This window comes from Sphingomonas sp. GW821-FHT09E03 (assembly GCF_059416225.1).
Genome location: NZ_JBWKOS010000019.1, coordinates 14,162 through 31,402, shown reverse-complemented (window position 1 = coordinate 31,402; position 17,241 = coordinate 14,162). Strand labels below are relative to the sequence as shown.

Annotated in this window: 14 protein-coding genes and 1 pseudogene; 3 read left to right on the top strand and 12 right to left on the bottom strand. The window is 57.9% G+C overall.

What is annotated here, in order from left to right; all coding sequences use genetic code 11:
* Nucleotides 1–173 precede the first annotated feature (173 nt).
* Nucleotides 174–1,172, bottom strand: a complete 999-nt coding sequence (locus tag AC07M8_RS19365; RefSeq protein WP_495175860.1) for a hypothetical protein — start codon at nt 1,170–1,172, stop codon at nt 174–176.
* Nucleotides 1,173–2,002: 830 nt separating this feature from the next.
* On the opposite strand from AC07M8_RS19365, the gene AC07M8_RS19360 reads away from it, so the two are divergent.
* Complete coding sequence (locus AC07M8_RS19360) at nt 2,003–2,593, top strand: hypothetical protein (protein WP_495175859.1); 591 nt, start codon at nt 2,003–2,005, stop codon at nt 2,591–2,593.
* A 71-nt stretch (nt 2,594–2,664) separates the two neighbouring features.
* Nucleotides 2,665–4,278 carry a P-loop ATPase, Sll1717 family gene (locus AC07M8_RS19355; protein WP_495175858.1) on the top strand — a complete coding sequence of 538 codons (1,614 nt, stop codon included), beginning with the start codon at nt 2,665–2,667 and terminating at the stop codon, nt 4,276–4,278.
* Between the two features lie 564 nt (nt 4,279–4,842).
* On the opposite strand, the gene AC07M8_RS19350 is transcribed toward AC07M8_RS19355, so the two are convergent.
* The 9 genes and pseudogenes from AC07M8_RS19350 to AC07M8_RS19310 form a co-directional block, all read right to left on the bottom strand.
* A complete protein-coding gene (locus AC07M8_RS19350) occupies nt 4,843–5,841 on the bottom strand; it encodes a helix-turn-helix domain-containing protein (RefSeq protein ID WP_495175857.1) in 999 nt (332 codons plus the stop codon).
* Nucleotides 5,838–6,623 carry a HipA domain-containing protein gene (locus AC07M8_RS19345; RefSeq protein WP_495175856.1) on the bottom strand — a complete coding sequence of 262 codons (786 nt, stop codon included), beginning with the start codon at nt 6,621–6,623 and terminating at the stop codon, nt 5,838–5,840. Before AC07M8_RS19345 ends, AC07M8_RS19350 begins: the two co-directional genes overlap by 4 nt.
* Before the next feature lie 150 nt (nt 6,624–6,773).
* Nucleotides 6,774–6,962 (bottom strand): annotated as a pseudogene (locus AC07M8_RS19340) (HipA N-terminal domain-containing protein); the annotation flags it as partial.
* Nucleotides 6,963–7,981: 1,019 nt separating this feature from the next.
* Nucleotides 7,982–8,545 (bottom strand): recombinase family protein, encoded by a 564-nt coding sequence (locus AC07M8_RS19335; RefSeq protein WP_495175855.1) that lies wholly within the window; start codon nt 8,543–8,545, stop codon nt 7,982–7,984.
* Nucleotides 8,546–9,040: 495 nt separating this feature from the next.
* Complete coding sequence (locus AC07M8_RS19330; protein ID WP_495175854.1) at nt 9,041–11,101, bottom strand: TonB-dependent receptor plug domain-containing protein; 2,061 nt, start codon at nt 11,099–11,101, stop codon at nt 9,041–9,043.
* A 2-nt stretch (nt 11,102–11,103) separates the two neighbouring features.
* The gene (locus AC07M8_RS19325) at nt 11,104–11,580 is read right to left on the bottom strand and encodes a YfiR family protein (RefSeq protein WP_495175853.1); all 477 of its coding nucleotides are present in this window, start codon (nt 11,578–11,580) and stop codon (nt 11,104–11,106) included.
* A 141-nt stretch (nt 11,581–11,721) separates the two neighbouring features.
* Nucleotides 11,722–13,647: a putative bifunctional diguanylate cyclase/phosphodiesterase gene (locus AC07M8_RS19320; protein ID WP_495175852.1), complete on the bottom strand. Its 1,926-nt coding sequence runs from the start codon at nt 13,645–13,647 to the stop codon at nt 11,722–11,724.
* A gap of 331 nt (nt 13,648–13,978) precedes the next feature.
* On the bottom strand, nt 13,979–14,200 hold the full coding sequence (locus AC07M8_RS19315) for a hypothetical protein (RefSeq protein ID WP_495175851.1): 222 nt from the start codon (nt 14,198–14,200) through the stop codon (nt 13,979–13,981).
* A 91-nt stretch (nt 14,201–14,291) separates the two neighbouring features.
* Nucleotides 14,292–14,552, bottom strand: a complete 261-nt coding sequence (locus tag AC07M8_RS19310) for a hypothetical protein (protein ID WP_495175862.1) — start codon at nt 14,550–14,552, stop codon at nt 14,292–14,294.
* Here AC07M8_RS19310 and AC07M8_RS19305 point away from each other — a divergent pair.
* On the top strand, nt 14,493–15,836 hold the full coding sequence (locus tag AC07M8_RS19305) for an IS1182 family transposase (RefSeq protein ID WP_495175850.1): 1,344 nt from the start codon (nt 14,493–14,495) through the stop codon (nt 15,834–15,836). The two genes, AC07M8_RS19310 and AC07M8_RS19305, sit on opposite strands and share 60 nt — an antisense overlap.
* Nucleotides 15,837–16,584: 748 nt before the next feature.
* On the opposite strand, the gene AC07M8_RS19300 is transcribed toward AC07M8_RS19305, so the two are convergent.
* Together AC07M8_RS19300 and AC07M8_RS19295 are read right to left on the bottom strand one after the other, a co-directional pair.
* Complete coding sequence (locus AC07M8_RS19300) at nt 16,585–16,875, bottom strand: hypothetical protein (RefSeq protein WP_495175849.1); 291 nt, start codon at nt 16,873–16,875, stop codon at nt 16,585–16,587.
* Nucleotides 16,876–16,939: 64 nt separating this feature from the next.
* The gene (locus AC07M8_RS19295) at nt 16,940–17,122 is read right to left on the bottom strand and encodes a CsbD family protein (protein ID WP_495175848.1); all 183 of its coding nucleotides are present in this window, start codon (nt 17,120–17,122) and stop codon (nt 16,940–16,942) included.
* Nucleotides 17,123–17,241 lie beyond the last annotated feature (119 nt).

The window sequence follows — 17,241 nt, the reverse complement described above, 5'->3', positions numbered from 1 at the left end:
CACCACCAGGGTGGCACTGGGTTCGCCGGCGCATAACCGAGCCGGGATATGCCGCAGACCAGCGGAAAGATGAGGGTCGGGGTGCCAAACAGCGCGATGAGCGCGAAGCAGGCCACGCCGATCTTGGATGCCCTGGTCATCGTTGCTCCGTCCTGCTTGCCCAGATTTTGCGATCAGCGCGCTCTCACCCGAGCTGGTGTATCGGCGTCAGCAATTTCCTGATCCCTGCGCACGGCATCATTGATGGCAGCGACAAAGTCGGGAGGAAGATTATCGACATCCGCGAAGCTCCAGGACGGGCTACCCCCCCTAAGATCGACAAGATTTATTGAGACGGTTTTTCCATCGAACGGCATCGTGTGACAATCAAACCAATCTATCGCGTCGAATTTTTCTGTCGGATAGAAGCGCTTCCACATTTCCGCGCTTAGATCTTCAATCATATTCGTCGGAGATGTTCCCCCGAAGGGGATATGAACCAAAGCAAACAGGATTCGATTGTCGTAGCGGCCGTGTATGGCGTGGCACCGACTTGGAATATTCCAGGCGCCGTCATAATATACGACTGTCGGGTCGTCCGTTGGGTGCAGCCGAGATTGATGGGCTTCGCGCTCGACCTCACGTGCTATCTTAGCCTCGTTGTTTTCGAATGCCTCGTCGCCGAGCGGTCGATGCAAGCTATCTCCATCTCGTGGTCTGTAACCGGGTTGGGCAAAATCCGGATGGAGAGTCACTCCGACATGGTCGACGAGCTTTCCTAAAAGCTCTCGCTCTAGCAACCACTCCTCCAATTTTGAGGAGACGGCGGACTTCAACACCAATTTCAGCTCATCCGCTTCATTGGGGGTCATCTCCACCCACGTCTCATAGGAGCCGTAAACTCGGCCTCCCGCGGGACGCATATGCCAATGGGGGCCGAGGAATGGCAGGTCGATTTCGCAGGAGAAATTCGTGCCGGAGAAAACATATGCTGGAGCCCGGCGGCTACGAAGCCAACCGCTGACCGTAAGCCGATAGTCATCCCCGCGCGAGCTGGGATCAGCGAGCTTTTCGAATATCTTCTTTAGGAATGGCGCATGGCGTTTCGGCATCCAGATGCTGAAATTCTCCATGCCTCCCAGGCGTTCTCGCTGAGCGGCACGCCACGCCTTCATCCGGTCTCCAAGTGACATCAGGCTCTCTCCCTTAGGTCGCAGACTGATGCAACAGTTACAAACCGTCAATCAACATGTTACGCTTTGTTCGGCACTCTATCGGATGCCGATCACGCGTTGCGGTGAGACGCGATCACAAACGCGATGCGAGCCGCCAACGGAAGCTATCGCTTCAGGCATCTCCTCCGCCCATAGACAGTGCCGCAACGCTTTCAGCGAGCATCACAACCGCTCGAGACCGTTGAAAAAGGCCTACTTTCCTCTCGGTTGATCCTGCTGATCGGCTCGTGCTCCAGAGTTGCTCCCAACCCGCAGTGGGCTACGAGCATGGGATCAACCAAGGAGTAAGGACGGCATGAACATCGGTGAGTTGGCGAAGGGCGTAGCTGTTATAACGGGAACGAACGAGGTTGACGTGAAGAAGGCGGTCGGCAGGACGTTGGCAGCCAAGTTTTCGTGCCGCTCGAGAGGCTGGAACGGCAGAAACTACGACCTTGCGGTGCAGTAGATTGCCCGGCTGCACATGCGCTTTGAATGGCGTTAACCACGCTCGCTGCTATTAAGCCTCGCATTTAACCGGCAAAGCTCAGCCAGCATGGCATGCAGCTTGAAATCAATCCTCGACGTATCCCTTCTAGGGTTTGGGCTCCTCTTTCCTTTGGCAAGCGAAGATAGATGTTAATTGTCCACTGCCGTCTCGGAGATATTGATCCGGATGAGCGGTTTTCGATGGGTGCCACCAACGCTCCTTGTGCCTATAGTTCGTTGCAGCGAACCACTCAGGTTCGACAGATTGCGGGGGGACAATGGCTTCAAGAACTCACAGCGCCTTCATAGCATATCCCGGCATGCCCGCCGATCTTGCTGCGCCAATAACGCAGGCAGCGACTACCCTCAACCAGACTCATGGCGGCATAATAGCTTGGCCCTCAATGCCGACCTTCGGTGCTAATATTCCCGACGAAGTTAGATCACAAATTGATGCTGCTACCCACTTCTACGCCGACGTGACGCGTCCCAACCTAAACGTCTACTATGAAATTGGCTATGCAATCGGTCATGGTAAGACCTTTGCACCCATCGTTAATACCTCTTTCGCCAATGCGACAGATTCAACACGAAGTCTTGGGCTTTTTGCTAACATTGGCTATGAAACTTATGAAAACAGCGAGCAGCTCTCAAGAATAATCTTAGATACACCTCAGAACAGACTGTTAGACTTGTATTCGAGCGATATTAACTACTCGCAGCCTGTATATCTAGTCGATACACTTCGAAAGACCGACTTCAGAAACGCGGTCGTATCATCAATCAAGCAATCCCGCTCTCACTATCGCAGCTTCGATCCTCTTGAAAATTCACGAATTTCGGTTGTCCAACTTATCGCAGAGGTTAGCAGTTCGTCCGGCGTAGTTATCCCTTTCCTAGCAGTCACGTAGATGATGCCGAGCGGCATAACCTTCGCGGCGCCTTGGTTGCGGGGCTAGCCGTCGGCCTAGGTAGGCACGTGTTGCTTATCACGGATCAACGGGACGAAAACGGGCCGGCCGACTACAATGATAACATAGTTGTAGCTGTAGACCGCAATCGGATTTCTGATCAGGTTTCCGCCTTCTGCTCAGAGGCGATCATAAGCGCCCAAGAGATCCCTACAATTAGTCGCCGGAATGACAGGTCAATACTCCAAAACCTTTCCTTGGGTTCGTCCGCGGCTGAAAACGAGTTTAGAGATCTTAACTCTTATTTTGTAGAAACGTCCGAGTACCTGCGCGCAGCAAGGGGCGAGGTAAACGTTATAACTGGTCGAAAGGGTTCAGGAAAATCCGCAATTTTCTTCCAGGTGAGGGATGCGGGCAGAAATCGAAAGTCGAGCTTGAACGTCGATTTGAAGCCGGAATCGCACCAACTCAGCACATTCCGCGAGCAGATTATATCTACCGCTGGCGCGGGCGTTTTCGAACATACAATAGCGGCGTTCTGGTATTTCGTAACCCTTTCAGAGACGTTGCTTCATATTTATCGGCGACTAGAAGCCACTTCCCGCTTTGACGGTCGAGTGCTAGGTCAGATGCGCGCGATTGAGGAAGTCTTTCTCGAATATAGTATTCTTGAGCCGGGTGACTTCACGACCCGCCTCGCCCGGCTAACCACAATTATTGCCCGCGAGCTTAAGGATGCCGCCCGTGGAAGCAAACCCGTGTCGGTAAACCAAGTAACAAACCTTGTATTTAGAAGTGGCATTAGCAAAATCCGCGACCTAATCATCGAACATACCTCAGGAAAGTCAGCTATTAAATTCCTATTTGATGGCATAGATAAGGGATGGCCCGCAACTGGGGTTCAGAAAGACGATATTACTATCGTCCGTCTACTTATCGAGGCTTTAGATAAAGTCAGGAATGACTTTTCGACAAAAGGCCGCGTGTTCCAGTCAATTGTGTTCATTAGACATGACATCTACGACTTGGTTATGGACCAAACTCCAGACCGAGGTAAGTCGGGCCAAGTGTCAATTGACTGGACAGATAGGGCCAAACTCGCGCTGGTGATCTATCGAAGACTGCAAGAAGGTCTTAATGACAAACGTTCCTCGATGACAGAGTTGTGGCATCGCGTGTTCCCGCGAACGGTCGGTTCACAAGAAAGCTTCGAGTACTTTGTTGATCACTGCTTAATGAGGCCGCGCTTTCTCATTGATTTGATCGAAGGCGCAATTGCAAACGCAATCAACAGAGGGCGTCGGGAGGTACTCGAAGACGACTGCGTTGACTCAGTCCGTCAGCACTCCTTATCTCTCGTTGACGACTTTGGGTTCGAAATGAGGGATGTGTCGGGTATATCTAGCGATATACTCTACAGCCTCATCGGATCTGAGGAACGCGAGAAGCGTAGTAGGCTCCTTGAACGATTCAGGAGCGCTGGATATTCGCCTGAAGTTGCGGAGTCGGCGCTGAGTCTTATGATGTGGTACGGCCTTCTCGGCATTGACGACGGCGGGGGATCGTCGCGCTTCATCTACGACTACCGGTACAATATGAAGAGGATGCAAGCTGAGGTGCAAATGCGGGGAGAAGACTTCCCACTCACCATCAATCCGGCTCTGCATGTCGGGTTAGTAAGTTAAGCCGGTTGGGAGGTGAGCTCGACGAGCTCACCTCACGAATTTCAGTTGAGCATAGCTGCCTCCTAATTAGCATCTAAATTAGCCGTCAGGCTGATGTTTCGTGTCGTGCAACGTTCATGCCAGTCAGGTCCCCCGAGAGAGGCATCGTTGGAGAGGGCTCGGAAAGGGCGGAATATGCTATTCCACGGCTAGCAACGCTAAATGTTGGCGATTTGAGTTTGCGCCGGCGCCACACGAGCGCGGCAGATGACTACTAGCTGGGCTCACACTCTTCCGAGGACTGCGGATGGCCGTTCCCCGGATGATCGACTGACACGATAGCCGAACAAACGGCTGAAGTCAGGATGCGGGCAGTGCGTTCCGGATGTCTGTCTATGGGGTTCCGCGGCTGAAGTGTAGTGCCGTTAACTGTTGTGTCGGGTTGGAGGTGCGGCCCATACAGATCCATAAAGGCTGGCAGGGTGTTCCCGCGCCTAGGTGCGTTCATTCGGGTTCTTCCACGAAGGGCAAAGGTGTAGTTTACCTTCGAAGCATTCTCTCCTTGGCTCCGACGACGACTCCGCATCAATGCCGGGGAAGCCCAAACCCAGGCTGCCGCCGCAGTTCTGCAAGTTCGATGCTCACTAGTTCCTCTGGCAGTTCGAATCCGTTGAAGCGTTCATATAGGGGTGTAAGGATCTCTTCGATCACGACATCGAGTTCGGCGTCGATCTTGTCGACATCGGTCAGTACCTCAAGGTCGACACGCGTGCTGCGCGCGCGGTAGCGTCCGTCTGACCCAAGCCTACCCCTGGGCTTCGCCCAGCTCAGCAGCTCGCGGCCTTCCAAGCCCGAATAGCTCGCCCGGAAATGGACGGTAGTCTCGCCACTCCCGTGCAGCGCGCGGGCGAGATTGGCGGCGTGGATCAGCACCTCGGCAGTCCGCCAGATCGGTAGCGTGATGTCGAAGATCGTGCCGGGCTCAAGATTGTCGGGTCCGTCCTCCTGGAACCCGCGGTGAAGATATGCAAATCCGTCCTTGCGCACTCGCCAGAAGTCGCTGTGAGCGGGATCGTTGAAGAAGCGGTCGGCGTCGGGCAAGCCTAGCCAGCATTCTACCTGACCGTCCTCGACCGTCGGCCGGATCGCCTGGCGCGTGGGTACCCAGAATGGCGACCAGCCCGAGGTTACCGGCAGGCTGGAGAGCAGGTCTCGCAGCTGCTTCGGCGATCCCACTGGAGCGACTCCGCCGAGCGCATAGGCCTGCTCGCTGAACCCGAGCGGTTGCCGCGATGCGTGGTCGTCGGGCAGCGGAGCGACGAGCTCCTCCCAGCGGCGGCGCGCATTATATACGAAGCTCTCCAGGGCGTCGGCATCGCCGGCATGCACGAACATGCCGAGCACTTGGAGGATCGCGACGATCCCGGCGAAGCGCAGGGTTGTGTCGCCCTGCTCAAACGAATTTACGGTCGGAGCGCTGACGCCGGCGAGCTCGGCAAGCGTTCGCTGCGAGAGGCCCTCGCGCTTGCGGCGGCGCACCGCCTCGTCGACTACGGCGCGCCAATCGATTGGCCACTCGGTCATCCGAGAATCCTTTCGGCATTGGCGGCGACCACGTCCCGGTAGCGGATGCGAAAATCGTCCGGCTGGACATACGCCGGGAAGTCCAGCGTCGCCGTACTGGCGAAGCGCTTTCTCAGCTGGCCAAGGCTAGTTGCCACAACACGCGGCTGCAAGCCGATCGACACGCCGAACGCAGCGATAAGATCGCGGTGCAGCGTGTCAAACGGACGCTTCTCGCCTTCGATCGCGAGTGCGACGATGCTATCGTATTGCGGATAGACGAGCGTGTTAAGCAGGTCATAGGCGGGGCTCAGCCGCAGCCCTTCGGCGCGTTCGAGCAGCGAGAAGTTCTTGAGATGCGCATCGGCGTTGCCGATGACGAGGTTGAAAACGACGAGCCTGAAGAAGCGGCTGAGATCGATCAATGCCCGCGACGAATAGCGCTGTATGACGCTCGCCGCCTCCTCGTAGCTCGAATTATATTTGCCGTCGAACTCGCGGCCGCGGGGGCGCTCGAGGATCTGGGCGAAGTCCTCAAGCCTGAGGCGGACTTGGCCTAGCCGATCAAACCGCTCGACGATCAGCGCGATCCCTTCCTCGCCCCGGACCGTGTCAAGCGCAGCGGCGGTGATCTCGTCCTTTCCAAGCACTTCGCGGGCAAGGACGAGCGACAGATTCTCGTTCTGGACGAGCGTTGGCTGGTCGGCGCGGTTGAACTTTGCAATATGAGTAGCAAGCTGATCGAGCTTCTGTGCGGGCTGGAAGCCTTGCTCGCCGCGATAGACGAGCCACTTTTTTTGCACGCCCGAAAGGGTGCGGCCCGGCGCCGTTGCCGCCTCCTCGACTGGATCGGCATCGGGGAGGGTATGGACGTTGGTTTCCTCCTCTGGGAGGATTCCGACTGCCCCTATACAGTCCGCGCCATAATTCAGCAGCAGGCCGAAATCGTCCTGGGCGGGGGTGCCTCCCGCACGAGCCTGGCGTCCGCGCAGCCAGCCCTCGGGGCCGAGATGCTCGAAAAAGGGGATGAGGCCGCCGCGCCAGAAATGCTCGCGCCTGCCTATTGGCAGCGCGCACGCAATCTCTTGGTCCCAGCCTTCATCATAGACGAAGCGTGTGTCCGGTCCGACCTCCCTGAGCAGACCCGCGCGCCGGCCCTTGAAGGTAACAATGGCACGTCGGTCCGGGATGAGCGGCTCCTATTTAAATCTATGGCTGGCCTATCCTAAGGAAAAAGGTAAAACAAGGTTTATCAATCCTCGACTCATGTGAGTGACTACTTTTAACATTGTCCGTTTAGCGGGCGGGAAATATGTCAAAAGAGGGTCCCGTAGGGAGAGCGGTGCGGTAGCAGCTGACATGGCGTAACCGATGCTCCGCCCGCGCCACGTCGGAGATCGTCATGCCTTCGGTTGGGGAAATGGTTGAGCTGCTGCGCGATAGTCGTCGCAGGTTTTGTGAAAGGGCGTGGCACCCATCCTACTTCGCAGGGCAAAAAGGCCAGCCAAGTGTGCATACCCTGACGGGCAGAGGCCCGGCGGGTTTGATTGCTCACGAGATATGAGCGTAACCCCAGCAAAGCACTGACAATTGATCCGTTTAAGGGGTGGCGACTTGTCACCGCATCCAAGAATATAGCGATGGGCTACCATCGAGCATACTGATCGGCGTGGGCGTGATCCAGTCGGCGCCCCACATGGGATATGGGCCATAGAAGAGGTCGCCGAGTGCGCGTCGGTAGTGAGCGTTCATCCAGCGCCGACGCCGATGCTCCGGACCGTCATGGATCATGTGGCAGCGCTGGCACAATGCCGCCAACTGATGGAGCGCGCTGTCGCTGGGGTCATGGTTGAGGTGAGCGCAGGCCAGCACTACCGGTGTCCAGGCACCGTGGGCCAGGATGTTCTCCGTCGGCTCTCGCACGCGGCGACCCTGCCCGTTGCGCCAGCAATGCCGTTTCCGGTCCCACCATCGTCCGTCCCGGAGGTGAAATATCCTCTGCCCATGGGGGCGCCCGCAATGCTCACAGCAGCCCCCTGCCCGCACGAAGCGCACATGATGCGACAGCTGCGGCCAGTCGATCGGGTACAGAAATACGTGCTCGGGGCGGATCGGCATCAGGCCTTCCCTTCCGAAGCACCAGGTTGCGGAGCGCCCGGCATCACGAAGCCAGCGCCGCGGCGGTCAGCGCCCGATAAAGCGTGGCATGATGGCATTTGAGTAGCTTGGCGGCTTCGCGCACCGATGTGCCTTCGCTTACTAACCATTCGCCAAGCGCGATCTGATCGGGGGTGAGCTTGGGCGGGCGGCCAAAGCGTACCCCCCTCGCCTTCGCCGCTACCCGCCCGCTGCTGGTGCGCTGGTGGATCAGCTCGCGCTCGAACTCGGCGATGCCGGCGAACACGGTCAGCACCATGCGACCTGCTGGTGAGGTCGTATCAGCCCAGGGGTCGGCCAGCGAGCGGAGGCCCGCGCTGGCCTCTTTTAGCTTCTCGGCTATGTCGAGCAGGTCGCGAGTGGAGCGCGCCAGTCGGTCGAGCCGCGTCACCACCACGGTGTCGTTGTCGCGCAGTTGCTCAATCATCTTGGCCAGCTCGGGTCGGTCACGCTTCGCGCCCGACACCTTTTCCTCGAACGTCCGCTTGCATCCGGCCTCCTTCAACGCGGCGCGTTGCAGCCGGAGATCTTGGTCATCGGTGGACACACGTGCGTAGCCGATCAGCATGTCGCAAATATGTACCAAAAAGCTAGAATTTAGCAACCGACTTTTGCGACACCAGCTAACGAGGGAGCACGAGCGCCGAAAGCCTTGTCGCGGAACTTAGCAGTCACACAAGGTTACGCTGCGGCTGGCACGCCAAGCTCGTAGTTGCTTAGTCAAAGGCTTTGGATTATTGAAATGCGATGCGTACCAGACTTGGATTTATGCTTGCTGTATCGGTGTTGGTAACAGCTGTCTCGGGCTGCTCCAAGTCAGCCGAGACCTGTAAAGCTCGTACGGGCGACGGTATTTGCGTGGAGAGCGGTAATGGAGCATCCGCAAAACCCGAACATAAAGATTGAACGTACGGGTCGTATGATGATGGGGCCGCTCGCTGTCCAGCACCCGATGTTTTAGCAACGATCGCTACTTAAATGGCGGTCGCCCGTAGACCCTACATTCTCAGAGCAGTAGGCAACGCCTGAAATGTAATTTGTGTATCGATCGTTTCACGGGCCTTCACAAGGTAAGGCTAATACCAGATCGCAGTCGGGTATCAGCTGGCAGCGGCGATCCCGCGGCTCCGGACGCCCCGGTCAGGTTTTCACCTGCAACCCAAGCCGACACCCGTTCGGAGAGGCGAACGCCGACCTTGCCATCAACTGCAACGGCAGATGGCACATGGATAAGTTCGAGGAAGGTATCAGGGCGGGTGCTGATCTGATCGGTTGCTGACGTGAAGCGCCCTACGACAGAGCCTGACCAGCGACCCTGCGCATAGCTGATGACGAGGTTGGCCTTGTGTCTCGCGGTGGCCTGCTCGGGTAGAAGCGAATATTTGATTGCAGGTGTGGCTGCGGGCAGCGCTTCGTCTGTTTTAGTGAGCGTGTAATTCCCGCGCCACCTAAGCCGATCGGTGACGCTTCCGCTGACCGACAACTCCAGGCCATATGTATCAAAGTCGCCAACGTTAGCGACACGAGTGATCACAAATGGGTTTGCCGATGCGCGAAATTCCAGAACAGGGTCGTCGCCTGGATAGGCAATGGAGTTGATGGTTCGATTGAAAAATGCAGATGCCTGGAGTGCGAATCCCTCCGAAACTCTATTTTCGTAAGATAGCTCTGAACTCCACACTTCGACCGGCTTGATGGTCGGATCCCCTGCCACAATAACCGGCACCGGCACGCCGACAAACTCCACAGGAATATTCATGCCGAACACCACGAGTGATGGCGCTTGGACCGCCCTACCACCATTCAGGCGCAGTGTCTGCTGGCCGTTAGGGTGGTATACTAAGGCAGCGTTGAAGCTTACGGTCGTAAACTCACGATCGAAAGCATCGGGGTCATCCGCAACCACCGGTGCGATCGCCCCCGCTTGACCGAGAGCCAGACGATCAATCCTCCCTGCCAGATTGAACGTAAGCGGGTCGGATAGGCCGATGTCCATCATGGCGTTGGCTGACAAGACTGAATACCGGGTGATGCGTGAAAACGTGACCCCGCTGTTCAAGCTGTTGTTTCGGTATTCAAAACCTACTCGCGCAACATCATCGTTGCCGAGGCGCACCAAAGCAGAGGTTTGGGCGACAAAGGTATGAGCTGAAAGATCGAAGGTTTGCAGCGCGGCAATCGGCGTAGTGCCGCGGTCGTTTGAGCCGACCCCATAACGCGCCTGCAGCCAATTGTTATAGACTTGCGCCGTCAGACTTCCCCACGGCGTGTCTCTATCGACATGGAGGCCAAGGTTCTGAGTTCGGTAGCGCTGTTCACTGCTGATCTGGGTGACCAACAGCTCAAGCTGGCGATTGTAGGCATATCCGCCAGTGACGCCCACCTGTGTCTGACTATCTACACTGACGTCAACCGCCGCTGACACATCGTCACGCAACACATCGTCGGCACGTAGCGGCTGAAACTGATCCGCCGGGACATCGCGCTCGTTCTCGCGCATATGTCCGCCCGACAGCCGGATGCCAACGGCGTCATTGATCGGCAAGCTAAGCGCGCCTGCAACTCTGCCATAGCCACGATTGCCCGCCTCTAAGGACGCAGAAATCCTCCGCTCGGCGAGAGCATCGTTGGTGATGATGTTAACGACACCGCTGGCGGCGTTGAAGCCGAAGAGCGCCCCGGCTGGCCCGCGCACGAGTTCGATCTGCTGGATTTCCTCCAGCTGCACGCCAAGCAGGTTCCAGTCAGTCATGCCATAATGATCGAGATAGACCTGACGGCCGTTTACGAGCACGAGCAGCCGGGGATTATACGTCTGCACGCCGCCCCTGACGGCTACATCGCTCTGTCCCGCTGTCCAGCGGTTGACGTCTATTCCCGCATAGGTCTTCAACAGACCAGGCACGTCCTTAGCCGGGGAGCGGGCTATCTCGTCATGAGTGATGATGATCGTCGATGCAGGCGTTTCAGATTGTCGCTGCGGCTTGCCGGTCACGCTATTGGTGACGGGCTCTCCCATCGTCTGCTGAAGCGCATCATAATCCATGCGCTGTGCTTGAGCCTGTGCAGCAAGGGCCGGCAAACCGGAACAAGCCAGCAGGCGTAGCAGGATGCCAGCACGCATTCTTATATTTCCTTGACGAGCATCAGAAATGCAGAGCCGAACCGAACACCGCTGCGCTTTGCCGCCGCCCTATTGACGGTTATCTGCGTACGCCCGCCACTGCTGATGCCGACGATGCAACGCCCCTGCTCGACACAGTTGGTATCGGCGGTGATGGTGAGAATTGACTGGGAAGCCGACGCTGCGGATACCTCATCTTGGAAAGATCGAAGGCCAGCTGTAACGAACGCAGCTCTTGCGCCGCCTAATTGACCCAAGCTCGTAACAGAGACCTTCCGCACGCGCAGGTTGGCACGGCCAAGCTTCATGCCGCTGGAGAAGGCTCGCTCCATATCAGCTGCTTCAGCTTCGGAACTCGCATTTCCGGGCTGATAGATGATTGCTACTGGTACGATCCCAACCGGAGTCGGCTGAATAAATGAAATGACCCGTGCTGCTACCGGTATGTTGAGGGTTGCAGGTACGGCTGGCGTGACCATTGTCGCGGCCAGGATAGGTCCTGCTAGGAAATATCGCGATTTCACAATTACCCCGAGTCGGTTTCGCAGCAGTCTACGTTGCTGGTCTGACGGAATGGTTAAGCGCTTTTGAACCAGCGCGATTAGACGCTGCTCGCAGGCTTAGGCGGCCAAGACGCGGCGTGCGTTAGATGTCTCTGCAACATCATCGATGCAGACGGGCCTGCCGAAGAAGTACCCTTGGCCTTGGTTGCATCCCTTCTGAGCAAGCAGCGATGCGGTCTTCGCATCCTCGATGCCCTCAGCAGTGACCCTCATTTCAAAGCTCAGGGCCAACGCAATGATCGCTTCAACAAGCTTCTGGCTTTCCTTGCTATCGTGCAGCGTCCGAACGAAGCTTTGGTCGATCTTGATCTTATCAAACTTCAATCGGCGAAGACTCGAGAGGCTCGAATATCCCGTGCCAAAGTCGTCCAAGGCGATCGACATACCTGCACCTCTGAACCTGTTGATCACGAGCTCAGCGGAAACCACATCGTCCATAATGGCGTCTTCAGTGATTTCGATCTCGATACGAGCCGGATCGATCCCCTCGGCGCGTATGATGTCGATAAGGGTCTCAGCAAGCCCTGGCTCCTCCAACTGCATGGGTGAGATGTTGACCGCGAGCCGCAAGTGCGTGGGGATACGCCGTGCGTCGCGACAAGCCTGGCGAAGGATGGCCTTCGTCATCTCCGTGATCTGGCCAGTCGTCTCAGCGAGTTTGATGAAGGCGTCGGGAGCAAGCAGGCCGAGGCGTGGGTGCTGCCAGCGCGCCAGCACCTCAAAGCCGCATAGCTGCTCGTCGGAGAAGCGCACGATTGGCTGATAAAAGGGCATTATTTCGCCTTGGCCGAGTCCAACCCGGAGTTCACCTTCAAGCTGGCGACGCTCTATCCGTTCTTGCTCCATGGAGGGTGCAAAAAGGCACACTCCTCCTTTGCCGTTGCGCTTAGCCTGGTACATAGCAATGTCAGCCGCATGCAATAGAGCGCTGCCTGCAGTACCATCCTCGGGATATCGCGACAGACCAATACTTGCGCTAACTACAATCTTGTTGTCGCGCCACATGACCGGAGCGCGCAGCAGTGCGCTTGCTCTTTCTGCTAACGACATCACCTCCTTAACGCCATCACCAGACAACAGCAGCACAGCAAACTCATCGCCGCCCAACCGTGCCACTACGCCGGCAGGGCCAAATACCTGCTGCAGCCGGCGGGCCACGACCTTAAGTACGCAATCTCCGGCTTCGTGACCGTGCACATCATTGGCTTCCTTGAAGCCATCAAGATCAACCAGCACGATGCTGATCGCTTGACCGAGGTTAGCGGCGTCAGTGACGGCCTGCAGCTCGGTATTGAATACACGACGGTTTACCAACCCCGTTAAAGCGTCAGTTCGAGCAAGATGTAGGGCGTCATTTTCCGCGCTGCTTCGCCGTTTTATCTCTTCAAGGAGCTGCACGCCTCGCCTTGAAGCAAGGGCGAGCCACAGATATGATAGAAGCGCGACGATCAGCACTGCGACCGTGACGAAGGCCACCAGCAATCGGGTGTGCCAAGTTGCGGCATCGGCATGCGACTGCGCATCGCGCATGCCAGCTGCCGCGATACCCTTAACCTCATGCAGAACGTGATCGGCGTTAGAGCGGAAAGGCCTAAGCATCGACACGCTGCTTGCAAAGTCGACCTCCAGCATTGACGAGACGACGCCCACGGCATCGTTATATTTGTCTATCTCCTCCACGACAGCTGCAGCGCGATGCCGGTCACCGACAGGCAGATTTAGCTGAGAGGAACGTAGCTGTGAGCTGATAAGGGTCAGATTATGGCGGATGCCAGCCACACGATTAAGGATGCTTGATGATCCGTCATTGGCTGCTTTATCCACCATCAGCCTGTAAAGATTGCCATCTTCATGGTCAAACCGAGCAGATATCTCACTCAGAGAGACCGCGTTTTGCATATCGCGGGTAACGATGAGGTTGTTCGTGTGTTGGACATAAATCAGCGTTCCAAGGCAAAGCGCCACTACGAACACCAGCAGCATGATGATCGTACGTGGTCCAACAACGACTCTGATCAAGGTAGGTGCAGCTTTGAACAAAGGTATAGCCGGCAAGGTCAGCTACCCGTCTGACACGGTGCAGAGCTTGAGAGCGGCGTGCCTATCAGCCACCTGCGGCACGCATAACGCCTACCGACATCTCGCCCTTCTTTCCGAAGAAGGATGATCTCTGGGAGCGCTATCAATGCGGCGCGGGCAGACGTCGGCGTGGCCATGGTACCGCAGAATTACCGGATGCTGCTTAACCGATTGATAAAGCGCGATGCGGGTCGTGCTGAAACGTGCGTACCAGCTTTAGGTTTATTGGTCTTTTTTAGGATAGAGGGACACCGCGGATGGTCATGTCGCCGACGATGATCTTGGCGGTGCCGGGACCTACGATCGTATTCACCTTGCCAAGCGCGGTCTCGATCGCGTCACCGGGAAAGGTGATCTCGACTACGTGAGAATGGGCGACAGGTGAGCCGTCAGCATCGATCACCATGGGGAAGGGCAGCAACTGGACACGGTAGGCAGGCATATGGGTACGGCTCATTCCACCCTTCTGTAATGAGCCGCGGCGTTGTCAATGTGTCCGGATCGTCACTGACATCTCGGAGCGCACCCACATCGCCGCGGCGGTTCTATCACTTGCCGCTGGCGGTCTCAGCAGCGGCCTCGAAGGCGGACTTGAGCGTGCGCTTGGGCTTAGCAGCTGCGGGTTGCGGTTCCTGCTTTTCGCTCTGATCAGGCTGCGACCCAAACCGATCGAGACTGTTGAAAAACGGCTGCTTGCGAAGGGGCTGGAGGCGTGATTCACTCCTGAAAGGGGTCGGAGGATCACGAACATGATGGGTCGGCAGGTGGCGCAAGGCGCACTGTTCTACGGGTTCCGGCTCGACGAGCATGTGCCTGCCGACCACCTGCTCCGCCGCATCGACGGGCTGCTCGACTTCGGCTTCGTGCGTGAGGCGCTGGCGGCGAGCTATAGCCCGAGCGGGCGCCCCTCGATCGACCCGGAGTTGATGCTGCGGATGCTGCTGGTCGGCTACCTGTTCGGCATCCGCTCGGAACGCCGCCTGTGCGAGGAGGTGCATCTCAACCTCGCCTATCGCTGGTTCTGCCGGCTCGATCTGGCCGACCGGGTGCCCGACCATTCCACTTTCTCCAAGAACCGGCACGGCCGCTTCCGCGCTTGCGACCTGCATCGCCTGCTATTCGAGCAGGTGATCGCGAAGTGCGCTGCGGCCGGGCTGGTGGCTGGGCGCGACGTGGCGGTGGACGGCAGCACGATCATGGCCGACGCCAGCCGCGAGAAGAAGCTGAAGGGAGCCGATGCCGCGGACGAGCTTCGTGCTGGGGAGAGCATATCGCGACCCGTCGCCGAATATCTAGCAGCGCTTGACGCCGCGTTGCCGCCAGATCCCGACGAGCCCGCGCCCGTCAATCCTGCCAGCATCTCGCCGACCGACCCGCAGGCGGCGCTCAGCTGCAAGCACGGGCCGGCGCGGTACGCATACGCCATCAACCCGCTGCTCGACCTTGATACCGACTGCATCCTCGATGTGGAGGCGACGCCAGCGCGCTTTTCGTCCGAGGTTGCGGCAGCTCGGACACTGGTGTCGCGTGCCGGCACGAAGCTGAGCATCGCGCCCGAGAGCCTCTCCGCCGACAAGGCCTATGGCAGTGGCCCGTTGCTCGACTGGCTGCTCAAGCGAAGCATCACGCCCTACATCCCGGTCATTGACCGCAGCCGCCAACGCGACGCCTTCTTCACCCGTGATGCCTTTCGCTATGATCGCGAGGCCGATGCCTATCGCTGCCCGGCGGACAAGCCGCTCGGCTATTGCGGCACCAAACGCGCCAGCCAGGTTCGCGTATACCGAAGCCATGTCGCCGATTGTGCTGGCTGCGAACTGAAGCCCCAATGCACCGTCAGCCGGAAACGCAGCATCACCCGCCTCGTTAGCGAAGATGCCCGCGATACCGTGCGCGCCCTTGCCGGCACCGACGCCTATGTGCACGCGCGGCGTCGAAGACAGCGGATCGAGCGCGTGTTCGGCCACCTGAAACGCAACCTGGGGCTACGAACGCTTAAGCTGCGGGGCCTCGCCGGAGCAGCCGAGGAGTTCACCATGGCTGCCGCGGCATACAATCTTCAACTGTTGGCCCGGCAGGCCGCGCCGGCCTGATACGCGCCGCATCCTCCGGTGCCCGGCGTCGCCAGCTATCCGCCAAGCCAATCCCGCACACGCCTTTTTCAACAGTCTCGATCGGCTTTGCCATCGTACGGCGTGCTTCGCTGTAGCTCTCTGCGACCATCGGATAGTCCGCCTTGAGATTTTAGCGTGCGCGATAGTCCTCTGGCGTCGGGCAGTTGGTGGAGATCCGTTGGCGGCCGAGCCGCTCTCTACCAGCTCGCGACATAGCAACCACCGAAGTAGAAGTGGTAACCTGCTTGTCTGCTAGCACTCAGATCGCCACGCAGCGGCCGGCACGCCGATGCCGGCGGGAGAAGGTGCCTACTTGGCGAAAAATGTGGCTTCCCCTGCCGCCGTTCACAGCTAGCCTCGATCCGAGTAAACAGGGGGAACTATGTCTGAGAATCCTAGCGTGTACCGCCAACGCGCGGCTCAGATGCGCCGAGAAGCCGAGCAAGCGCATCTTGTGGCCGTACGACAGCGTTTCGACACGGCAGCCAGAAGATGGGATCAACTTGCCGAACAAGGTGAGTCACTTGAGCGAGCAAGGGCTTCCGGAAAAAGTCGGTCATAGCTGTCCAGCAGCACGTCTCAAGGCAGGATAGAGCCCCGCCGCTACCAACGGGATTTAGGCGGGTGGGGCAATAATGGACGAAGCTCGCTAGTCATAGCGCGTGTCTCTGGATTGCCTCTCGTAAAGCCGATGGCGGTCACGGCGCCCGCCATCGGCCAAGCATCTCTAGTTTGACGTTTTAACTGAGGTGCTGGTATCACCATTGGTGCTGGTCGACGTCTGCCGCACCGTCTTGTGCGTCACCGTCTTATGACCAACCTTGACGCCGAGAACCTTCTTCGCCCGGTGCGTCTTGCGCTTAGTGGTGTGCTTCACGGTCCGATTGGTGGTGGCAACCCCATCCTTGACGCTGGTGGTGCTGTCGACCTTGGTCTGTGTGGTCGTCTGTGCGTTGGCGGGCGTGACCGCTGCGAGCGCAAGGCTTGCGCAGAACGACAGAGCAAAAATCTTCTTCATATATATTCCTCTTTAGGCCTTTAGCGATCCGAAACGGGGCGGTACCTGCCACCCCGTTCGCCAATTAGATGTCGTCGCCGAGCGCGCCCTTGACGCTGCCCTTAACGTCCTGACCTGTGCCCTTGAGCTTCTGCGCCTCGCCCTCGGCGACCAGCTTGTCATTGTCGGTTGCCTTGCCTAAGGCTTCCTTGACGTTGCCGGCAATCTTGTTGCCCGCGGCGTCGAGCTTGTCGGTGAACTCACCCATGCGACATCTCCTATGCAGTCGGCCCATAATCGAGCGCAATCGTGCGAACACAACATAGGATGGCTGGGGACCGGCTACCACTATGTCCCACCGTCTAGGCCCGCGACGACACGTCAACG